Raw genomic sequence first — 14,202 nt, forward strand, 5'->3', positions numbered from 1 at the left:
TTTCCCGGCACATCAGCTTGCGGTCCTGCTTTTGCGCATGGAAAGACAAGGTTCGCTCATGATCCTGTATCTGCGTCGGTTGACCGGAAAGGAACGAAGCGAAAGAACCGATCGGCATCTCGCCCGTTTCCTGACGTTCATCGCGGGAGCCGCCAACGCTGGCGGCTTCCTGGCGGTTCAGCAGTACACGTCCCACATGTCCGGCATCGTTTCGTCGATGGCGGACCATCTGGCGCTCGGCGATGTCGGACTGGCGCTTTCCGGCTTGGGCGCCTTGCTGTCGTTTGTGACAGGCGCGGCCTGTTCGGCAATCCTGGTCAACTGGGGAAGGCGGCAGGGCCTACAGGGCGAGTACGCATTCCCGCTTGTCCTGGAAGCGATCCTGCTGATCTGTTTCGGGCTGCTCGGCGGCCATCTTGCACGTCATGAAGCGCTGTTTGTACCAATGACGGTGATGCTGCTCTGTTTCATCATGGGGTTGCAGAACGCCATCATCACCAAGCTATCGGAAGCCAGAATCCGGACGACGCATGTCACGGGCCTGGTGACGGACATGGGCATCGAACTCGGCAAGCTGCTCTACTGGAACATCTCAGGCAATGACTCGGACAGGCTGTTCGTGAAGGCAGACCGGAGAAAGCTGAGACTGCTTGCGTCGCTCGTGGCATTGTTCTTCATCGGCGGCGTCATCGGCGCTGTGGGTTTCAAACATATCGGCTTTGCGGCGACATTGTTTCTCGCCGCCATTCTCCTTGTGCTGGCTTCCATGCCGGTCCTTGAAGATGTGTCCATCCGCATGAAGCGGCTCTGGCAGTAGCTCGACAGGGCTTCGCCGCAATTCCATGGGGAGAGCGCTACGCGCCTCCCCGGGAAACCGTTCACACTTTTCCTGGAGTTGCTCTAGGCAGATCGTCGCGGCACATGCCAAGGCCTGAACGCCAGGAGACCAAGCTCCTGTTCGATCTCCTCGGCTCCCACTGACGGCGGCATCATCAGCACCGGTTGGACGAGATCCCGCACCTTGCCTGCCATGACGAGTGCGTTGCGATCCTGAGCGCCGCGGATATCGAGCAGTCTCACATCCGCCCAGATATTGGCGAGCTTTGCAGCAACGCGATCCGGCATGATGTCGAGGTCATGACAGGCATGAACGTTGCCGATCAGAATACCGGAAGAATTCTTGAGACGCGTCTGCGCCAAGCCGAAGAAAGTCTCGGCGCACAAGTGATCCGGGATGCGCCGCCCGGAATAGGCGTCCAGAACGATAGCGTCGTAGCGGTGACGGCCGGCGCGCAAAAAATCCCGCCCGTCGGAGATGCAGCAGTGAACTCCAGGAGGTAACCCAAAGTATTCCCGGGCGATCTGGAAAGCCTTTGGGTTGATGTCGACGACCGTAACCCGCACACCAACCCTGTCCAGCATCGTGCCCAGGCTGCCACCGCCACAACCGATCATCAGGACATCGGACACCCGCGCCTGCGCGAGGAGACCAAAGATGGCGTGTATATAGGGCACGACGCTGACGCCATTCGGATCGCACTCGCTTTGATAGCAGCCACCTTGGCGATAGATGAACGAGCCGGAGTCCTTGGCCCGCAGAACCTCGATGTTGCCGAAATCGGTATGATATTTCGCAACCCGGATCATGACCTTGTCATCACAGCCAATTCCTAAATCCGCCGCTCGGCTGGTTTTCCGCTGGTCGGCCCCTTCATGCGGAGCCTAGAGGTTCGCCCGTCATCTTGCAGCGGGCCGCGCTTCGCAGTTGCAGGGCAACCAATCGGCGAGGCTCAGCGCCTCCCAACTCGTATCTCCCCGGCTTTCTACAATCTCAAGACAGATGCGTCACGCATCATTATTTGAATACGCTGCATTTTAATATATGCTGCAGCGGTTAGAGATAATACGTCAAAGCTGATCGAAAAGGGGATGCGACCGTGATAACTGCTCCACAGTTGCGTGCCGCGAGGGCGCTCCTTGGCATCGACCAGCGCAGGCTTGCCGAATTGTCCGGCCTTTCGGTGCCGACAATTCAACGTATGGAAGCCAGCGAGTCGATTATCCGGGGCAATGTGGATTCCCTGATGAAGCTGATCGGCGCGCTTGACCTCGCCGGCGTCGAGTTGATTTCTGAAGGCGCCTCCAGCCAAATCGGCGGGCGCGGCGTGCGGCTGAAGGCAGATTTTGATCCCGCCAGAATTCTGGGCGGGGTCGATACGGACGCCAAGGTCTTTGTGAGGAGTGTGGCGTGATTTCGGGGGCCGCGGTCCTCCTGTGGAGCGTTGCCGCGCTCCTGGGAACCGCGGTGCTTGCGATTGCGTCAAGCCGCGCATCGGGCTCGGGAACCCGCCTGGTCTACAGCCTGACGCTAGGCATATCGGCGGCCGTGCTCCTGGTTCTCGCGAGCCGTATCGCCGATGATCCCGTAACCCCGTCGACTGCCGCGCTGCCGCTTGGGCTGCCATGGATTGGCGCTCATTTCCGTCTGGACGCGCTCTCGACCTTTTTCCTCGTCGTCGTCAATTTCGGCGGCGCCATGGCCAGTCTTTACGGCCTCGGCTACGGCAGGCATGAGTCCGCGCCGCATCGGGTGCTGCCGTTCTTCCCCGCCTTCCTCGCCGGGATGAATATGGTCGTGCTGGCGAACGACGCCTTCACCTTCCTGCTTTCCTGGGAATTCATGTCGCTCGCTTCCTGGGCGCTCGTGATGGCGCACCATCGCGAGCAGGACAATGCGAGAGCGGGCTACATCTATCTCGTGATGGCGAGCTTCGGCACGCTCGCGCTGTTGCTCGCGTTCGGCCTGCTGGCCGGGCCGAGCGGAAACTACACGTTCGAAGCGATGCGTGCGGCTACATCCACCCCGCTCGTCGCCGCTTTGGTCCTGGCCCTGATGCTGCTGGGCGCCGGCTCCAAGGCTGGCCTGGTGCCGCTGCACGTATGGCTGCCACTGGCTCACCCGGCCGCGCCAAGCCACGTCTCGGCTCTGATGAGCGGCGTCATGACCAAGGTCGCCATCTACGGCTTCATACGCGTCATTTTCGACCTGCTCGGTGAGCCGGCATGGTGGTCGGGCGTCGTGGTACTTTTCCTGGGCGGCCTGACGGCCGTTCTCGGCATTCTTTACGCCTTGATGGAGAAGGACCTGAAGCGGCTTCTTGCCTATAGCACCATCGAAAACGTCGGCGTCATCTTCGTCAGCCTTGGCCTTGCCCTGGCCTTCAAGGCGAACGCCATGCCGTCGGCCGCGGCGCTGGCGCTCACCGCCGCGCTGTTTCACGTCCTCAACCATTCCTTTTTCAAGAGCCTGCTGTTTTTCGGAGCAGGCGCCGTACTGACGGCAACCGGAGAGCGGGACATGGAGAAACTGGGCGGTCTTATCCACCGTATGCCGTTGACCAGTTTTGCCTTTCTGGTCGGCTGCGTGGCGATCTCGGCGCTTCCGCCGTTCAACGGCTTCGTTTCCGAATGGCTGGCCTTCCAGGCCATATTGCAAAGTCCCGATCTCCCACAATGGGGGCTTAAGGTCATGGTGCCCGCCGTTGGCGGCTTACTGGCGCTGTCGGCGGCCTTGGCCGCTGCCTGCTTCGTGAAGGCGTTCGGGATTACATTCCTCGGCCGGCCACGCTCGGTGGCGGTGGAACCGGCGCACGAGGTCGACCGCTATTCGCTAGCGGCAATGTTCACCCTGGCGGCTCTTTGTCTCCTGGCCGGCATTGTGCCGGGGCTTGTCATAGACGGCCTCTCATCGGTGACACTTCCGTTGCTTGGCAGCCGGATGCCTGTGCAGATGGCTGAGCCATGGCTGTCGATCGTGCCGATCGCAGCGAGCCGCAGTTCCTACAACGGCCTGCTGGTGTTCCTGTTCATCGCGGTCTCCGCATCGTTCGCGGCATTTGTCATTCACCGCTTCGCCTCGCATGCGCTCCGCCGGGGTCCGGCCTGGGGTTGCGGCTTCCCCGACGTAGCACCTGCCGCGCAGTACACATCGGCAAGCTTTGCACAGCCCATTCGACGCGTCTTCGGCACGTTCGCATTCCGCGCGCGGGAAAAAGTCGAAATGCCGGCGCCTGGCGAAACCGGCCCGGCTCGTTTGACTGTCGAAATCCACGATGTGATCTGGGAAACGTTCTACCTGCCCATCGGCAGGGCCATCGACTTTGCGACCGACCACCTGAACCATCTGCAGTTCCTGACGATCAGGCGCTACCTGACCCTTGTATTTCTCTTTCTCATCGTCCTGCTTCTGGTGCTCGCACTATGGCCCTGACCCTTGAGTTGGCCGTTCAGGGCGCGCAGATGATGCTGGTGCTGTTGCTGGCGCCGCTCCTGACCGGGTTCGTGCGCAAGGTGAAGGCACGACTCTTGCGCCGCCAGGGTCCATCGCTGATCCAGCCCTACCGCGATCTCCTGCGGCTGATGCGAAAGGAAGTCGTTCTGGCGGACAACGCATCCTGGCTGTTTCGCGTGACACCCTATCTGATCTTTGCCGCCACCTGGGTCGCGGCCGCGCTTATCCCGACATTCGCAACCGGGCTCACTTTCAGTTGGACCGCGGATCTCATAGCTATCGTCGCGCTGCTGGGAAGCGCCCGCTTCTTCCTGGCGCTGGCAGGGATGGATGTCGGCACGAGCTTCGGCGGCATAGGCTCGAGCCGCGAGGTGATGATCGCTTCGCTGGCCGAGCCCGCCATGCTGCTCATCGTGTTCAGCCTGGCGCTGGTCGCCGGAGCGACACAGTTGTCCACGGTCGCCGCTTTCATGGGCTCGCCGCAGGTCGGCCTGCGGGTATCGCTCGGAATGTCGCTCATCGCTCTCGTGATGGTGGCGGTCGCCGAAAACGCCCGCATACCAGTGGACAATCCATCGACCCACCTGGAGCTCACCATGGTCCACGAGGCGATGGTCCTGGAATATTCCGGCCGTCATCTGGCGATGATCGAGTTCGCGGCCTTCCTCAAACTCCTGCTCTATGTATCGCTGATCTCCTGCGTCTTCCTCCCCTGGGGGCTGGCTGGTGTCGGGGCCGGGCCGAAATCACTTGCCCTGGGTGCCGTGACCTATCTTGGCAAACTTGCCTTGTGCGGCATTCTCCTCGCCGTGTTTGAGACCGCGATCGCCAAGATGCGCGTTTTCCGCGTCCCGGATTTTCTGGGCGCGGCACTCATGCTGGCGTTGCTCGGCACGCTCTTGCTGTTCGTCTCGCGGAGCCTCTGATGAACGGCCTCACCTTCGACATCGCCCATCTGCTCGCCGGCGGCCTGGTGCTGGTCAGCTTCATGATGCTGTACCAGGATCGCCTCTTCGCCCTGATCAACGTTTTTGCACTTCATGCGATCGTGCTCGCCCTGTCCGTGGCCTGGCAGGCCTACATTCAGGACGCCCATCACCTCTATGTCACGGCGGCGATCGCCCTGATCTTCAAGGCGATCATCATTCCTGTCGGCCTGCACCGCATCATCCAGCGGCTCGGCATCCATCGCGACATCGAGACCGCCGTCGGGATCGGTCCAACCATGCTTGCCGGGATAGGCCTGGTGACCCTGTCCATGGTGCTGATGCTGAGGGTCACTCCCGACGCCGACCCCCTAGCCCGCGAGGATCTTGCCTTCGCGCTGTCCATCATACTGCTTGGGCTCCTGGTGATGGTCACCCGCCGGAACGCGGTCAGCCAGGTTGTCGGCTTCATGTCGCTCGAGAATGGCCTGGTGCTGGCCGCCACGGGCGCCAAGGGCATGCCGCTGGTTGTCGAGATCAGTGTCGCCTTCTCGATTCTGATCGCCTTCATCGTCATCGGCGTCTTCCTGTTTCGCATACGCGAGAGATTCGACTCGGTCGATGTCGGCGCGCTCGACGACTACAGGGGGGAACACCGTTGACCGCGTTTTCCCTCGATGCAGTGGCCGCCGTCTTGCTGATACCGGTCGGCGCGGCCGCGCTCCTGGCGACCCTGCCGAACTATCGGATAACGGCTGGCCTCAATGTCGCCGCGAGCCTGCTTACCTTGATCGCCGCGGTGTCGCTTCTCTTCACGGATCGGCCGCAGCCCGGTCAGTATCTGCTCGTCGACGATCTCAATATCGTTTTCATCGTGCTCAACACGTTCGTCGGCTTCACGACCAGTGTGTTCAGCGCCTCCTACATCGCGCACGAACTGGATACGGGGCGGCTGACGGCGACGAATTTGCGATTTTATCACGCAATGTACCAGATCATGATGTTCGGCATGAATCTGGCATTCGTGTCGAACAATATCGGCTTGATGTGGGTGGCGGTGGAACTTGCCACGCTGACCACCGTGCTCATGGTCGGCATCTACCGCACGCACGAGGCGCTGGAGGCGGCCTGGAAGTATTTCATACTCGGCAGCGTCGGCATCGCGCTTGCCCTCTTCGGCACCATTCTCGTCTACATGGCCGCGCAGCCGATTGTCGGCGAAGGCACGAATGCAATGGTCTGGACAGTGCTTATCGAGCACGCGGCGCGCTTCGACCCGGCGTTGCTGAACGTCGCCTTCGTCTTCCTGCTGCTCGGCTATGGGACGAAGGTTGGCCTTGCGCCTTTGCATGCCTGGCTGCCCGACGCGCACGCGGAAGGCCCGACGCCGATTTCAGCGGTGTTGTCGGGGCTGCTCCTCAACGTCGCGCTCTATGCGGTGCTGCGCTTCAAGCTGCTGCTCGCGGCCAGCCCGGACGCGATCGCGCCTGGGCCATTGATGATCACGATGGGGCTCACCTCCCTCATCTTCGCGGCCTTCATGCTCTACCGCCGCCGCGACATCAAACGTCTGTTCGCGTACTCCTCGATCGAGCACATGGGCATCATCGTGTTCGCTTTCGGCATGGGTGGCCCGCTCGCCAATTTTGCCGGGCTGCTGCACATGGTCATGCACAGCCTGACCAAGTCGGCGATCTTTTTCACGGTCGGCCACATCGCCCAGATCAAGGGAACACAGAACATTGCCGAGATCCGGGGGCTGACGGAAACGCATCCGGGGCTTGGCTGGGCGCTCGTCATCGGCGTCGTTGCCATTGCCGGCCTGCCTCCACTCGGCATCTTCATGAGCGAATTCCTGGTCGTGAGTTCGACATTTGCAAGGCACCCCCTTTTGGCGATTCCTCTGGTATTCGGGATTCTGCTCGCTTTCGGCGCCCTGTTGCTTCGGTTGACCGGCGTCGCTTTCGGCGAACCGCGAGGCAGCACCGCGCCCGCCGAGGCGTCCTACGTTCCGATGTATTCCCACCTGGCGCTTGTGTTTGCCGCCGGCATCTATCTGCCACCACCGCTGGTCATATGGTTCCAGCATGTCGCCAACCTTCTGGGATGAAGCGGACGGGAGAAAGAACATGCCCGCACTGACCGAGCTCATCCTTGCCGGCAAGGGCGTCGACAACCATCTCCCGTGGTCGCGCGCGGTGGTGACTTCGAAAGAATGGAGCTTTGCCGCCGAGCAACTGGCCGAAGGGCACTGGAGCCTGCTCGGTCTTTGGGGCGAGCCAGGCACCGTCCACATGGCACTGCTCGACGAGGCCGTCGGGGACATCGGCGTTGTCAGCCTGCTGTGTCCGGATGGCCGCTACCCGTCGGTCGGCCTGCTGCATCCGCCAGCACTGCGCCTTGAACGTGCGGCCGCGGACCTGTTCGGTCTTTTGCCGGAAGGCGCGCCCGATACGCGACGGTGGCTTGATCATGGCCACTGGGGCATCAGCTTCCCGTTGAGTGCCCGCGCCCGGACCTCCGTTGCGGCGGCGTCCCCCTACCAATTCCTGCCTGCCGAGGGGGAAAGCCTGCATCAGATCCCGGTCGGGCCCGTGCATGCCGGCATCATCGAGCCAGGGCATTTTCGATTTACAGCGAGCGGCGAAACGGTCGTCCGGCTGGAGGAACGCCTGGGGTACACGCACAAGGGCATGGAAGGCTTGATGGCCGGGTCCGATATCGACCATGCCGCCAAGCTGGCGGGCAGGACCTCTGGCGACAGTACCGTGGCATACGCCCTTGCTTTTTCCCGCGCGATCGAAGCGGCCCTGGGCATCGAGGTTCCTGCGCGCGCGGTCTGGCTGCGAGCGCTCATGGCCGAGTTGGAGCGTCTGGCCAACCATCTTGGCGACATCGGCGCCATCTGCAACGACGCCGCCTTCGCACTCATGCACGCCCACTGCGGCGTCCTGCGCGAGCGCGTATTGCGGGCAAGCGACGCCGCCTTCGGCCACCGTTTGATGCGCGACCGCGTCGTGCCCGGAGGAGTGGCGGCCTACCTGAACGACGAGGGGACAACAGCGATCTGGTCCCTGATCGCGGAGATCAGGCAGCGGTTTCCGGCGCTTGTGGAACTCTACGACAACACCGCGTCGCTGCAGGATCGGACAGTCGCAAGTGGGCGGCTGAAGGTGGAACTCGCTCGACAATATCGTGCCGGAGGGTATGTCGGCCGGGCCTCCGGTCGGGACTTCGATGCGCGACGCAGTCTGGCCTATCCTCCCTATGACGCGCTCAACTTCAATGTGCCTCTCCTCCAGGAAGGCGACGTGAACGCCCGTGTCTGGATTCGCATTCACGAGGTCGAACAGAGCTTGTCCCTGGTCGAGCAAATCCTGAGACAGTTGCCGGGCGGACCGATCCGTGTCGACTTTGCACGGACAGGCGGACCGCATGAAGGCATGGCGCTCGTCGAGGGTTTCCGGGGCGACATTCTGGCCTGGCTGCGCATTGGTGAAAGCGGCCTGGTCGAGCGCTGTCACCTGCGTGATCCGTCATGGTTTCAATGGCCGCTGCTGGAAGCGGCCATCGAAGGCAACATCGTTGCCGACTTCCCGCTATGCAACAAATCGTTCAACTGCTCGTATTCAGGACACGACCTCTAAGGGTTCAAGGCAAGCCATCATGCGCAAGCTCCTCTTCGAAAGCCTGATACGCCCGCCGCTGACCGAGCGTCCGCCGCGAGTAAGCGACGCGGCGGTTGACGAACTCGCACGCGCCCTCAATGGGGTTGCTCATAGAAGATTGGGGCGAAGCCTGTCGATCCGGGCAGTCGATGCCGGTTCCTGCAACGGTTGCGAACTCGAGATGCACGCGCTCAACAGCGCTTTCTACGATATCGAGCGTTTTGGAATCCGGTTCGTCGCATCGCCGCGCCATGCCGATGTCCTGCTTGTCACCGGGCCGGTAACCAAAAACATGCGCGAGGCATTGAAGCGGACCTACGACGCAACTCCCAACCCCAAATGGGTGGTCGCGCTCGGCGATTGCGCCCTGAACGGCGGCTGTTTCGCCGGCAGCTACGCCGTGGTGGGCGGAGTGTCGGAGGCGTTGCCTGTCGATCTGCACATTCCAGGCTGCCCGCCACCGCCCCTCGAAATTCTGAAAGGCCTGCTCGCCTTGCTTGAGGGCGTGAATTCAAGGGCCGCTGTTGCCCGAAGTTGACGATCGATGTGGCGGGCTTTTCCGCCACCAGGCAGCAAAAGCCTCCAGGCTGAAATGGCATCCCGGCTGCCCCGGTTTCGATGTGAAAGCGGAGCGTTTAACGATCGCGGCGTGAAGCTGAAGCAAGGCGGCCTGTCTAAAATGGCGCACCGGAGAGGATGAAACTGGGAACTCCTATGTGATTGTTTGTTCAAGCAATTTATAAAAAACACACGTGCTGACTGTCGATCGTGAGCGGGTTGAGCCACCAGTCCGTGCCTTCGGTCTGTTATGCCGAAGGGGTGCAGAGATGTGATGGCCCGAAATCTATGATATGCTTCCGTGGCAATTCAACGTCGGGAGCACTGCATGGTCGGAGTACCGCTTGGATTCAACCTCGGTGATTTGATCCTTCGTACAGCAAACGAGCTGCGGGAAGCGCAAGCGAAGGCCAACAAGGACGATCCTGTTCTGCAGTTCATGGGGTGCGAGATTGAACTCGCGGTGACAGCCACGGCCGAGGCCGGAGGTGGTATCAAGTTCTGGCTGGTCGACGCGTCCGCGAAGGGATCGCGGGAAAAAGTCAGCACCGTGAAAATCAGCTTCGGGCCAGTGCCGGGAAAAAAGGCGCTGCAGTATCTCCAGGAAACGGGCGGTGCCGCTCCCAAGAACCCAAAGCGTAAGACTAGCTCCTGATGGCCGAGAGCGAGGATGCGCGCAGGCTGCGCGCCTTGTGGAACCGCGAAGCCCTCAGTCAGTACGAGGGCAAGTGGATCGCCTTCCGCAAAGGTGAGGTTGAGGCTAGTGAAGCGTCCAATGAGGTGTTGCTTTCTCGCTATCTGGACGAGATCAAAGAGCACCGCGGTCCTCTGTTCGCCTATGTGTATTTCGGGGTGATGCAATGACCCATCGCATCGATTTTACCGACCGCTATGACTACGGCACAAAGCAGAACAATTACGACAATAGGCCGATGGCCGAAGTCACGCTGGTGGGGCCGACGGGATCTGTCCGTCTGTGGGCTGTGGTCGATTCCGGGGCGGATTATAGTCAGGTCAGCGCGGCGGACGCGAACGCCACGGGCATCAACGTTGCGGGCGCTCCCTCGGCCAGTGTTCTGGGCGCCACCGGCTCCGTTTCTCTGCCGCAAGTGCCCAACGTCCAGATCGATGTCGAAGGCATACCGACAACGGCTGATGTGATTGTTGGCGGTACGCAGCCGCTTCTCGGGCGACAAAGTTTCCTCGCCGCAATCAAGTTCGGGATGGACGATACCGGCTGGTTGTATGAGTAGGAACATAATCTATATGGTTAAGCTTCTGTTCCTGCCATATTTTTCAAGGCTGGAACGCAGCGTCGAGAGATTGCGGCATTGTTTATGTCACACATCTTCAGGCAGATTCTCCAGCTCCAGCCTGTCACCTATGTACTGCCGCGCTCTGTATCCGGCCCCGCGATTCCGAGTGGCTTGGCCGAGAAGGATCATCCTGGACGGGATGTAGAAAAATGGCGCACCCGACAGGATTCGAACCTGTGACCTCTGCCTTCGGAGGCCGATTTAGTTAGTCTTTTCAATAGCTTGTCTTTATACGCCATGGTTCGCTAAGCTACTACGACGACTGACTTTTTGTCGACCCGAGGACCGAAGCCAGTATCCTACCGCAGGCCGGAGTTTCCGTCCGGGTGCTTCCGTGGTGCTTCCGCGGAATCACTTCGACAGAGCTCTGAGGTGCGCGATGGCAAAGCTGAACAAACGAACCGTAGATCAAGCGGGACCGGGAAAGTCGGACTACTTTCTTTGGGATGATGAGTTACCTGGGTTCGGGCTGCGCGTGTTTTCATCCGGTAAGCGCAGCTATCTTGTACAGTATCGAGCTAAAGGTAGAACCCGCCGATTTACGATCGGGCCCCATGGCGTCTGGGCTCCAGAAGCGGCTCGAAAGGAGGCGCGGATACTGATCGGTCGAATCGCGCAAGGCGACAATCCTGCGGAGACGAAACTTCTCGACGCCAAAACGATCACCGTCAAAGAACTTTGCACCCGATATTTGGCTGATTGTGAAGCTGGACTTGTGCCAGGCAAAGGCGGTCGCCCCAAGAAGCCATCGACTATGGAGATCGACCGAAGCCGCATAAAACGCCACATCCTTCCGCTCCTTGGGAACCGGAGAGTGACGGAGGTCACGTCGGCAGACATTGCCAAGTTTTTGCGAGACGTTGCCAACGGCAAGACCCGAGCCGACATGAAAACAAAGATGCGTGGGCGAGCTATCGTTCGCGGAGGCATTGGCACCGGTTCGCGCGGCGTAGGACTTCTCGGCGGCATCTTCACGTACGCCATGCGGGAAGGGATCATCGAAAAGAATCCGGTTCACGGCTTTCGGAAACCAAAGGATCGCGTTCGAGACCGTCGTCTGACCGAGCGTGAGTATCGTGCATTGGGCAAGATTCTCGCGGACGCCGCTTTCGACCCGCAGTTTTCAACGGCTACCAAAATGGTACGGACCCTCGCTATGACGGGATGTCGGCGAGGCGAGATCATCAATCTGAGAGTGGGGGAGATCGATGTTCAGCGCAGTTGCATCAGGCTTGAGGATTCCAAGGAAGGTGCATCGGCCCGGGCCATCGGCTTGCCCGTGGTAGAGTTGCTCCAACCACTATTGTCGGACGATGAGGCTGATTTCGTATTTCCCGGCACGGAGCAAGGAAAACCATTAATCGGCTTCCCGAAGCTATGGGAAAAGCTCGTCAAAGGCACACCGCTTGAAAGCGTGACCCCCCATGTGCTTCGCCACAGCTTCGCAAGCGTGGCAAACGATCTCGGCTTTACCGAATCGACGATAGCAGCGTTGGTAGGACATTCACGGGGGACGATCACTAGCCGCTACATTCACACAGTAGACACCGCGCTCGTAATGGCAGGCGACACGATCGCTAGCTACATTCAGGCTCTGTTAGATGGAGTGAAGTTCGAGCGCGCAAATTATGCGCTCGATCACAGCGCGCGTAAGGATGCCATGCGGAAATTCTTGACAGCGGCTGTGGAGTCTGCCGGTACCCAGGTCGCGTAGTCACCTTCTCGAGGCTTACTTTGCTCGATTCGACCTCACGGTTGTTCCGCCACAGTGTCATCAAAAGAATGACCCCGGCTGTTTGGCGTAGATGCGGCTTCCCGTGACACTCGCCAAGAATTGCTCGGGCAATACTCGTTCGACAACGGTAAGGAAGGCCTCGATTAGCGCGCGCATGTGATCTAGATCGCCTTCTTGCACGCGGCGCCAGACGCTCGGCCGATAACGCACGATGATCGAAAGGGCATAGAGCAGCACAAAACAGATCGCCCGGTACTCGTTCACATCTCTGAACAGGGGCTTGATAAAGGCGGTGCGGCCGAGCGGACTACGATGGATCGCGAGCGCCTCCCAAAATGAACTAAGACCCTCGTGATCGACCGCTGCCTGGAAGCACCGTTGCCCTTTCGAGGCGACACGCCTGATTTCACTGATAGGGCCGGGGAATGCGGCTACATCCTCCTTCGTCATACGGCGCGACACATCCGCGAGTATGATGTACGTACGGGTCGCACGGACCGGCGCGCGAAAGCTGAGGGGGTTTCCGTTCGCCATCGCGTTGTGACTGGGATGCAACCAGAGCGTCGGGCTCTCGAAAATGTCCACATATAAGTCGGCAATCTCTGGAATGCGGGCCAACAGGTTCTCAAGCGTCACCCAACTTTGCGCGGGCAATGCCTCAGCCGCCGCTAAACTCTTGGCTTTCGCTGTTGGCAACCAATTGACGTCCTTGCCCATAAAACGCAGCCAATAGGGCAGAAAACCCGATCGGATTGCCCCGACACCGATATCCGGCAGATCCAATGTCCGCCCATCAAAGGTGTAGAGCCCATGACCTTGCTTCGTAACCTCCTCAATCTCGGCAAGCGTGGACGACCCAGACGGCGCGGAAACCAGTTCCGCGAATGCGAACGCCATCGTTCCGTAATAGAGGTTCAGGATCCGCTGGCTTACATTTTTCGTTTGCGGCGCCGTGTAGTAGTCGGTCGCATTGCGTAGTGTGAAAGCTAAGCCTTCCGCCTTGCAAGATATCTGATCTGCTCCGAGGGTGGCGCCTTCTCGCGTCGCGCGATCCACTATAAGTTTGCGGGCAAGCCTGACACTGTGAAGTTGGCGAAGGCGAAGCCAGACGGCCTCAATCGGCGCCTCCGATAGGAGCAAGCGGTATTGCTGGTCGCTATCGTCCTCTTCGTCGATGATCTTGTCCGCATCTGCGCCCGGTGCGAATTTTCCGTCGGACGTCTCGCGGTTCCACTCGACGAGCACCGCGTAGAACTCATCGACCATGCGGATCGGGGTGGTAATGCCGTGGGCATAGGATTCGAGTTTGTAAAACGCGCCATTCGTCATGATCAGGTCGACCTGTGCCTGCAAGGCCTTGTAGGTCGTATTGTCGGTCGCGGACGAGTAGAGCAAAGCGAACTTGCGGCGGTGTCCTCCGCGCTCGGCTGACATCACCAAATGTTCGCCATGCTCCACCTCCAGTTCGATAGAGACGCGCCATCCATGCCGGCGCAGTGGTTCCAAAATTTTGTTCTCGGCATCCCTTTTCAGGAGCTCGAGACGACCACGCCATCCCGTGTCCATTTTTGCCGGCCTCTGCGTTGTTACGGGCAATGCATCGAAAGAGGCGACACGTAGTTGATTCGATGTGCGCATCCGCTAGTTTTGAGCATGCCTCTAAGAATAGCTATCGAACAGCGCTATCCTCAGTCTTTCCCACGTATTG

13 protein-coding genes and 1 pseudogene are annotated in these 14,202 nt (G+C 60.1%); 12 read left to right on the plus strand and 2 right to left on the minus strand.

Annotated elements, in window-relative coordinates; translation table 11 throughout:
- Positions 1-37: 37 nt before the first annotated feature.
- Positions 38-805: pseudogene (locus tag MesoLj_RS02805) on the plus strand (YoaK family protein); the annotation flags it as partial.
- 95 nt (positions 806-900) lie between these two features.
- On the opposite strand, the gene MesoLj_RS02810 reads toward MesoLj_RS02805, so the two are convergent.
- Positions 901-1,647, minus strand: coding sequence for a spermidine synthase (locus tag MesoLj_RS02810; RefSeq protein ID WP_202325008.1), 747 nt, complete (start codon positions 1,645-1,647; stop codon positions 901-903).
- Between the two features lie 290 nt (positions 1,648-1,937).
- Between MesoLj_RS02810 and MesoLj_RS02815 the strand changes: the two genes are divergently transcribed.
- The 11 genes from MesoLj_RS02815 to MesoLj_RS02865 all read left to right on the plus strand — a co-directional run bounded on the left by MesoLj_RS02815 (position 1,938) and on the right by MesoLj_RS02865 (position 12,473).
- Positions 1,938-2,252 (plus strand): helix-turn-helix domain-containing protein, encoded by a 315-nt coding sequence (locus tag MesoLj_RS02815; RefSeq protein ID WP_140770541.1) that lies wholly within the window; start codon positions 1,938-1,940, stop codon positions 2,250-2,252.
- Positions 2,249-4,270, plus strand: coding sequence for a hydrogenase 4 subunit B (gene hyfB / locus MesoLj_RS02820; protein ID WP_446720290.1), 2,022 nt, complete (start codon positions 2,249-2,251; stop codon positions 4,268-4,270). Before MesoLj_RS02815 ends, hyfB begins: the two co-directional genes overlap by 4 nt.
- The gene (locus MesoLj_RS02825) at positions 4,261-5,217 is read left to right on the plus strand and encodes a respiratory chain complex I subunit 1 family protein (RefSeq protein WP_202325009.1); all 957 of its coding nucleotides are present in this window, start codon (positions 4,261-4,263) and stop codon (positions 5,215-5,217) included. Before hyfB ends, MesoLj_RS02825 begins: the two co-directional genes overlap by 10 nt.
- A complete protein-coding gene (locus MesoLj_RS02830; RefSeq protein WP_095773166.1) occupies positions 5,217-5,879 on the plus strand; it encodes a hydrogenase-4 component E in 663 nt (220 codons plus the stop codon). Before MesoLj_RS02825 ends, MesoLj_RS02830 begins: the two co-directional genes overlap by 1 nt.
- Positions 5,876-7,327: a hydrogenase 4 subunit F gene (locus MesoLj_RS02835; protein WP_140770547.1), complete on the plus strand. Its 1,452-nt coding sequence runs from the start codon at positions 5,876-5,878 to the stop codon at positions 7,325-7,327. The genes MesoLj_RS02830 and MesoLj_RS02835 overlap by 4 nt, the downstream gene beginning before the upstream one ends.
- 19 nt (positions 7,328-7,346) lie before the next feature.
- A complete protein-coding gene (locus MesoLj_RS02840; protein ID WP_202325010.1) occupies positions 7,347-8,864 on the plus strand; it encodes a hydrogenase large subunit in 1,518 nt (505 codons plus the stop codon).
- A gap of 19 nt (positions 8,865-8,883) precedes the next feature.
- Positions 8,884-9,423, plus strand: a complete 540-nt coding sequence (locus MesoLj_RS02845; RefSeq protein ID WP_202327150.1) for an NADH-quinone oxidoreductase subunit B family protein — start codon at positions 8,884-8,886, stop codon at positions 9,421-9,423.
- A 348-nt stretch (positions 9,424-9,771) separates the two neighbouring features.
- Positions 9,772-10,098 (plus strand): trypco2 family protein, encoded by a 327-nt coding sequence (locus tag MesoLj_RS02850; RefSeq protein WP_140770551.1) that lies wholly within the window; start codon positions 9,772-9,774, stop codon positions 10,096-10,098.
- Positions 10,098-10,307 (plus strand): hypothetical protein, encoded by a 210-nt coding sequence (locus MesoLj_RS02855; RefSeq protein ID WP_140770553.1) that lies wholly within the window; start codon positions 10,098-10,100, stop codon positions 10,305-10,307. Before MesoLj_RS02850 ends, MesoLj_RS02855 begins: the two co-directional genes overlap by 1 nt.
- Positions 10,304-10,696, plus strand: a complete 393-nt coding sequence (locus MesoLj_RS02860; protein ID WP_140770555.1) for an aspartyl protease family protein — start codon at positions 10,304-10,306, stop codon at positions 10,694-10,696. The genes MesoLj_RS02855 and MesoLj_RS02860 overlap by 4 nt, the downstream gene beginning before the upstream one ends.
- 442 nt (positions 10,697-11,138) lie before the next feature.
- Complete coding sequence (locus MesoLj_RS02865) at positions 11,139-12,473, plus strand: tyrosine-type recombinase/integrase (RefSeq protein WP_202325011.1); 1,335 nt, start codon at positions 11,139-11,141, stop codon at positions 12,471-12,473.
- A gap of 60 nt (positions 12,474-12,533) precedes the next feature.
- Here MesoLj_RS02865 and MesoLj_RS02870 read toward each other — a convergent pair whose 3' ends face one another.
- Positions 12,534-14,060: a YaaC family protein gene (locus tag MesoLj_RS02870; protein ID WP_202325012.1), complete on the minus strand. Its 1,527-nt coding sequence runs from the start codon at positions 14,058-14,060 to the stop codon at positions 12,534-12,536.
- Positions 14,061-14,202: the final 142 nt, after the last annotated feature.

Source organism: Mesorhizobium sp. 113-3-9 (genome assembly GCF_016756515.1).
Lineage (GTDB): Bacteria > Pseudomonadota > Alphaproteobacteria > Rhizobiales > Rhizobiaceae > Mesorhizobium.

Bases quoted from the DNA above. Each gene is read 5' to 3' on its own strand.
- MesoLj_RS02860 (WP_140770555.1), top strand. From the start codon at position 10,304: ATGACCCATCGCATCGATTTTACCGACCGCTATGACTACGGCACAAAG.
- MesoLj_RS02865 (WP_202325011.1), top strand. From the start codon at position 11,139: ATGGCAAAGCTGAACAAACGAACCGTAGATCAAGCGGGACCGGGAAAG.
- MesoLj_RS02825 (WP_202325009.1), top strand. From the start codon at position 4,261: ATGGCCCTGACCCTTGAGTTGGCCGTTCAGGGCGCGCAGATGATGCTG.
- MesoLj_RS02845 (WP_202327150.1), top strand. From the start codon at position 8,884: ATGCGCAAGCTCCTCTTCGAAAGCCTGATACGCCCGCCGCTGACCGAG.
- MesoLj_RS02855 (WP_140770553.1), top strand. From the start codon at position 10,098: ATGGCCGAGAGCGAGGATGCGCGCAGGCTGCGCGCCTTGTGGAACCGC.
- MesoLj_RS02840 (WP_202325010.1), top strand. From the start codon at position 7,347: ATGCCCGCACTGACCGAGCTCATCCTTGCCGGCAAGGGCGTCGACAAC.
- MesoLj_RS02850 (WP_140770551.1), top strand. From the start codon at position 9,772: ATGGTCGGAGTACCGCTTGGATTCAACCTCGGTGATTTGATCCTTCGT.
- MesoLj_RS02870 (WP_202325012.1), bottom strand. From the start codon at position 14,060: ATGGACACGGGATGGCGTGGTCGTCTCGAGCTCCTGAAAAGGGATGCC.
- MesoLj_RS02810 (WP_202325008.1), bottom strand. From the start codon at position 1,647: ATGATCCGGGTTGCGAAATATCATACCGATTTCGGCAACATCGAGGTT.
- MesoLj_RS02830 (WP_095773166.1), top strand. From the start codon at position 5,217: ATGAACGGCCTCACCTTCGACATCGCCCATCTGCTCGCCGGCGGCCTG.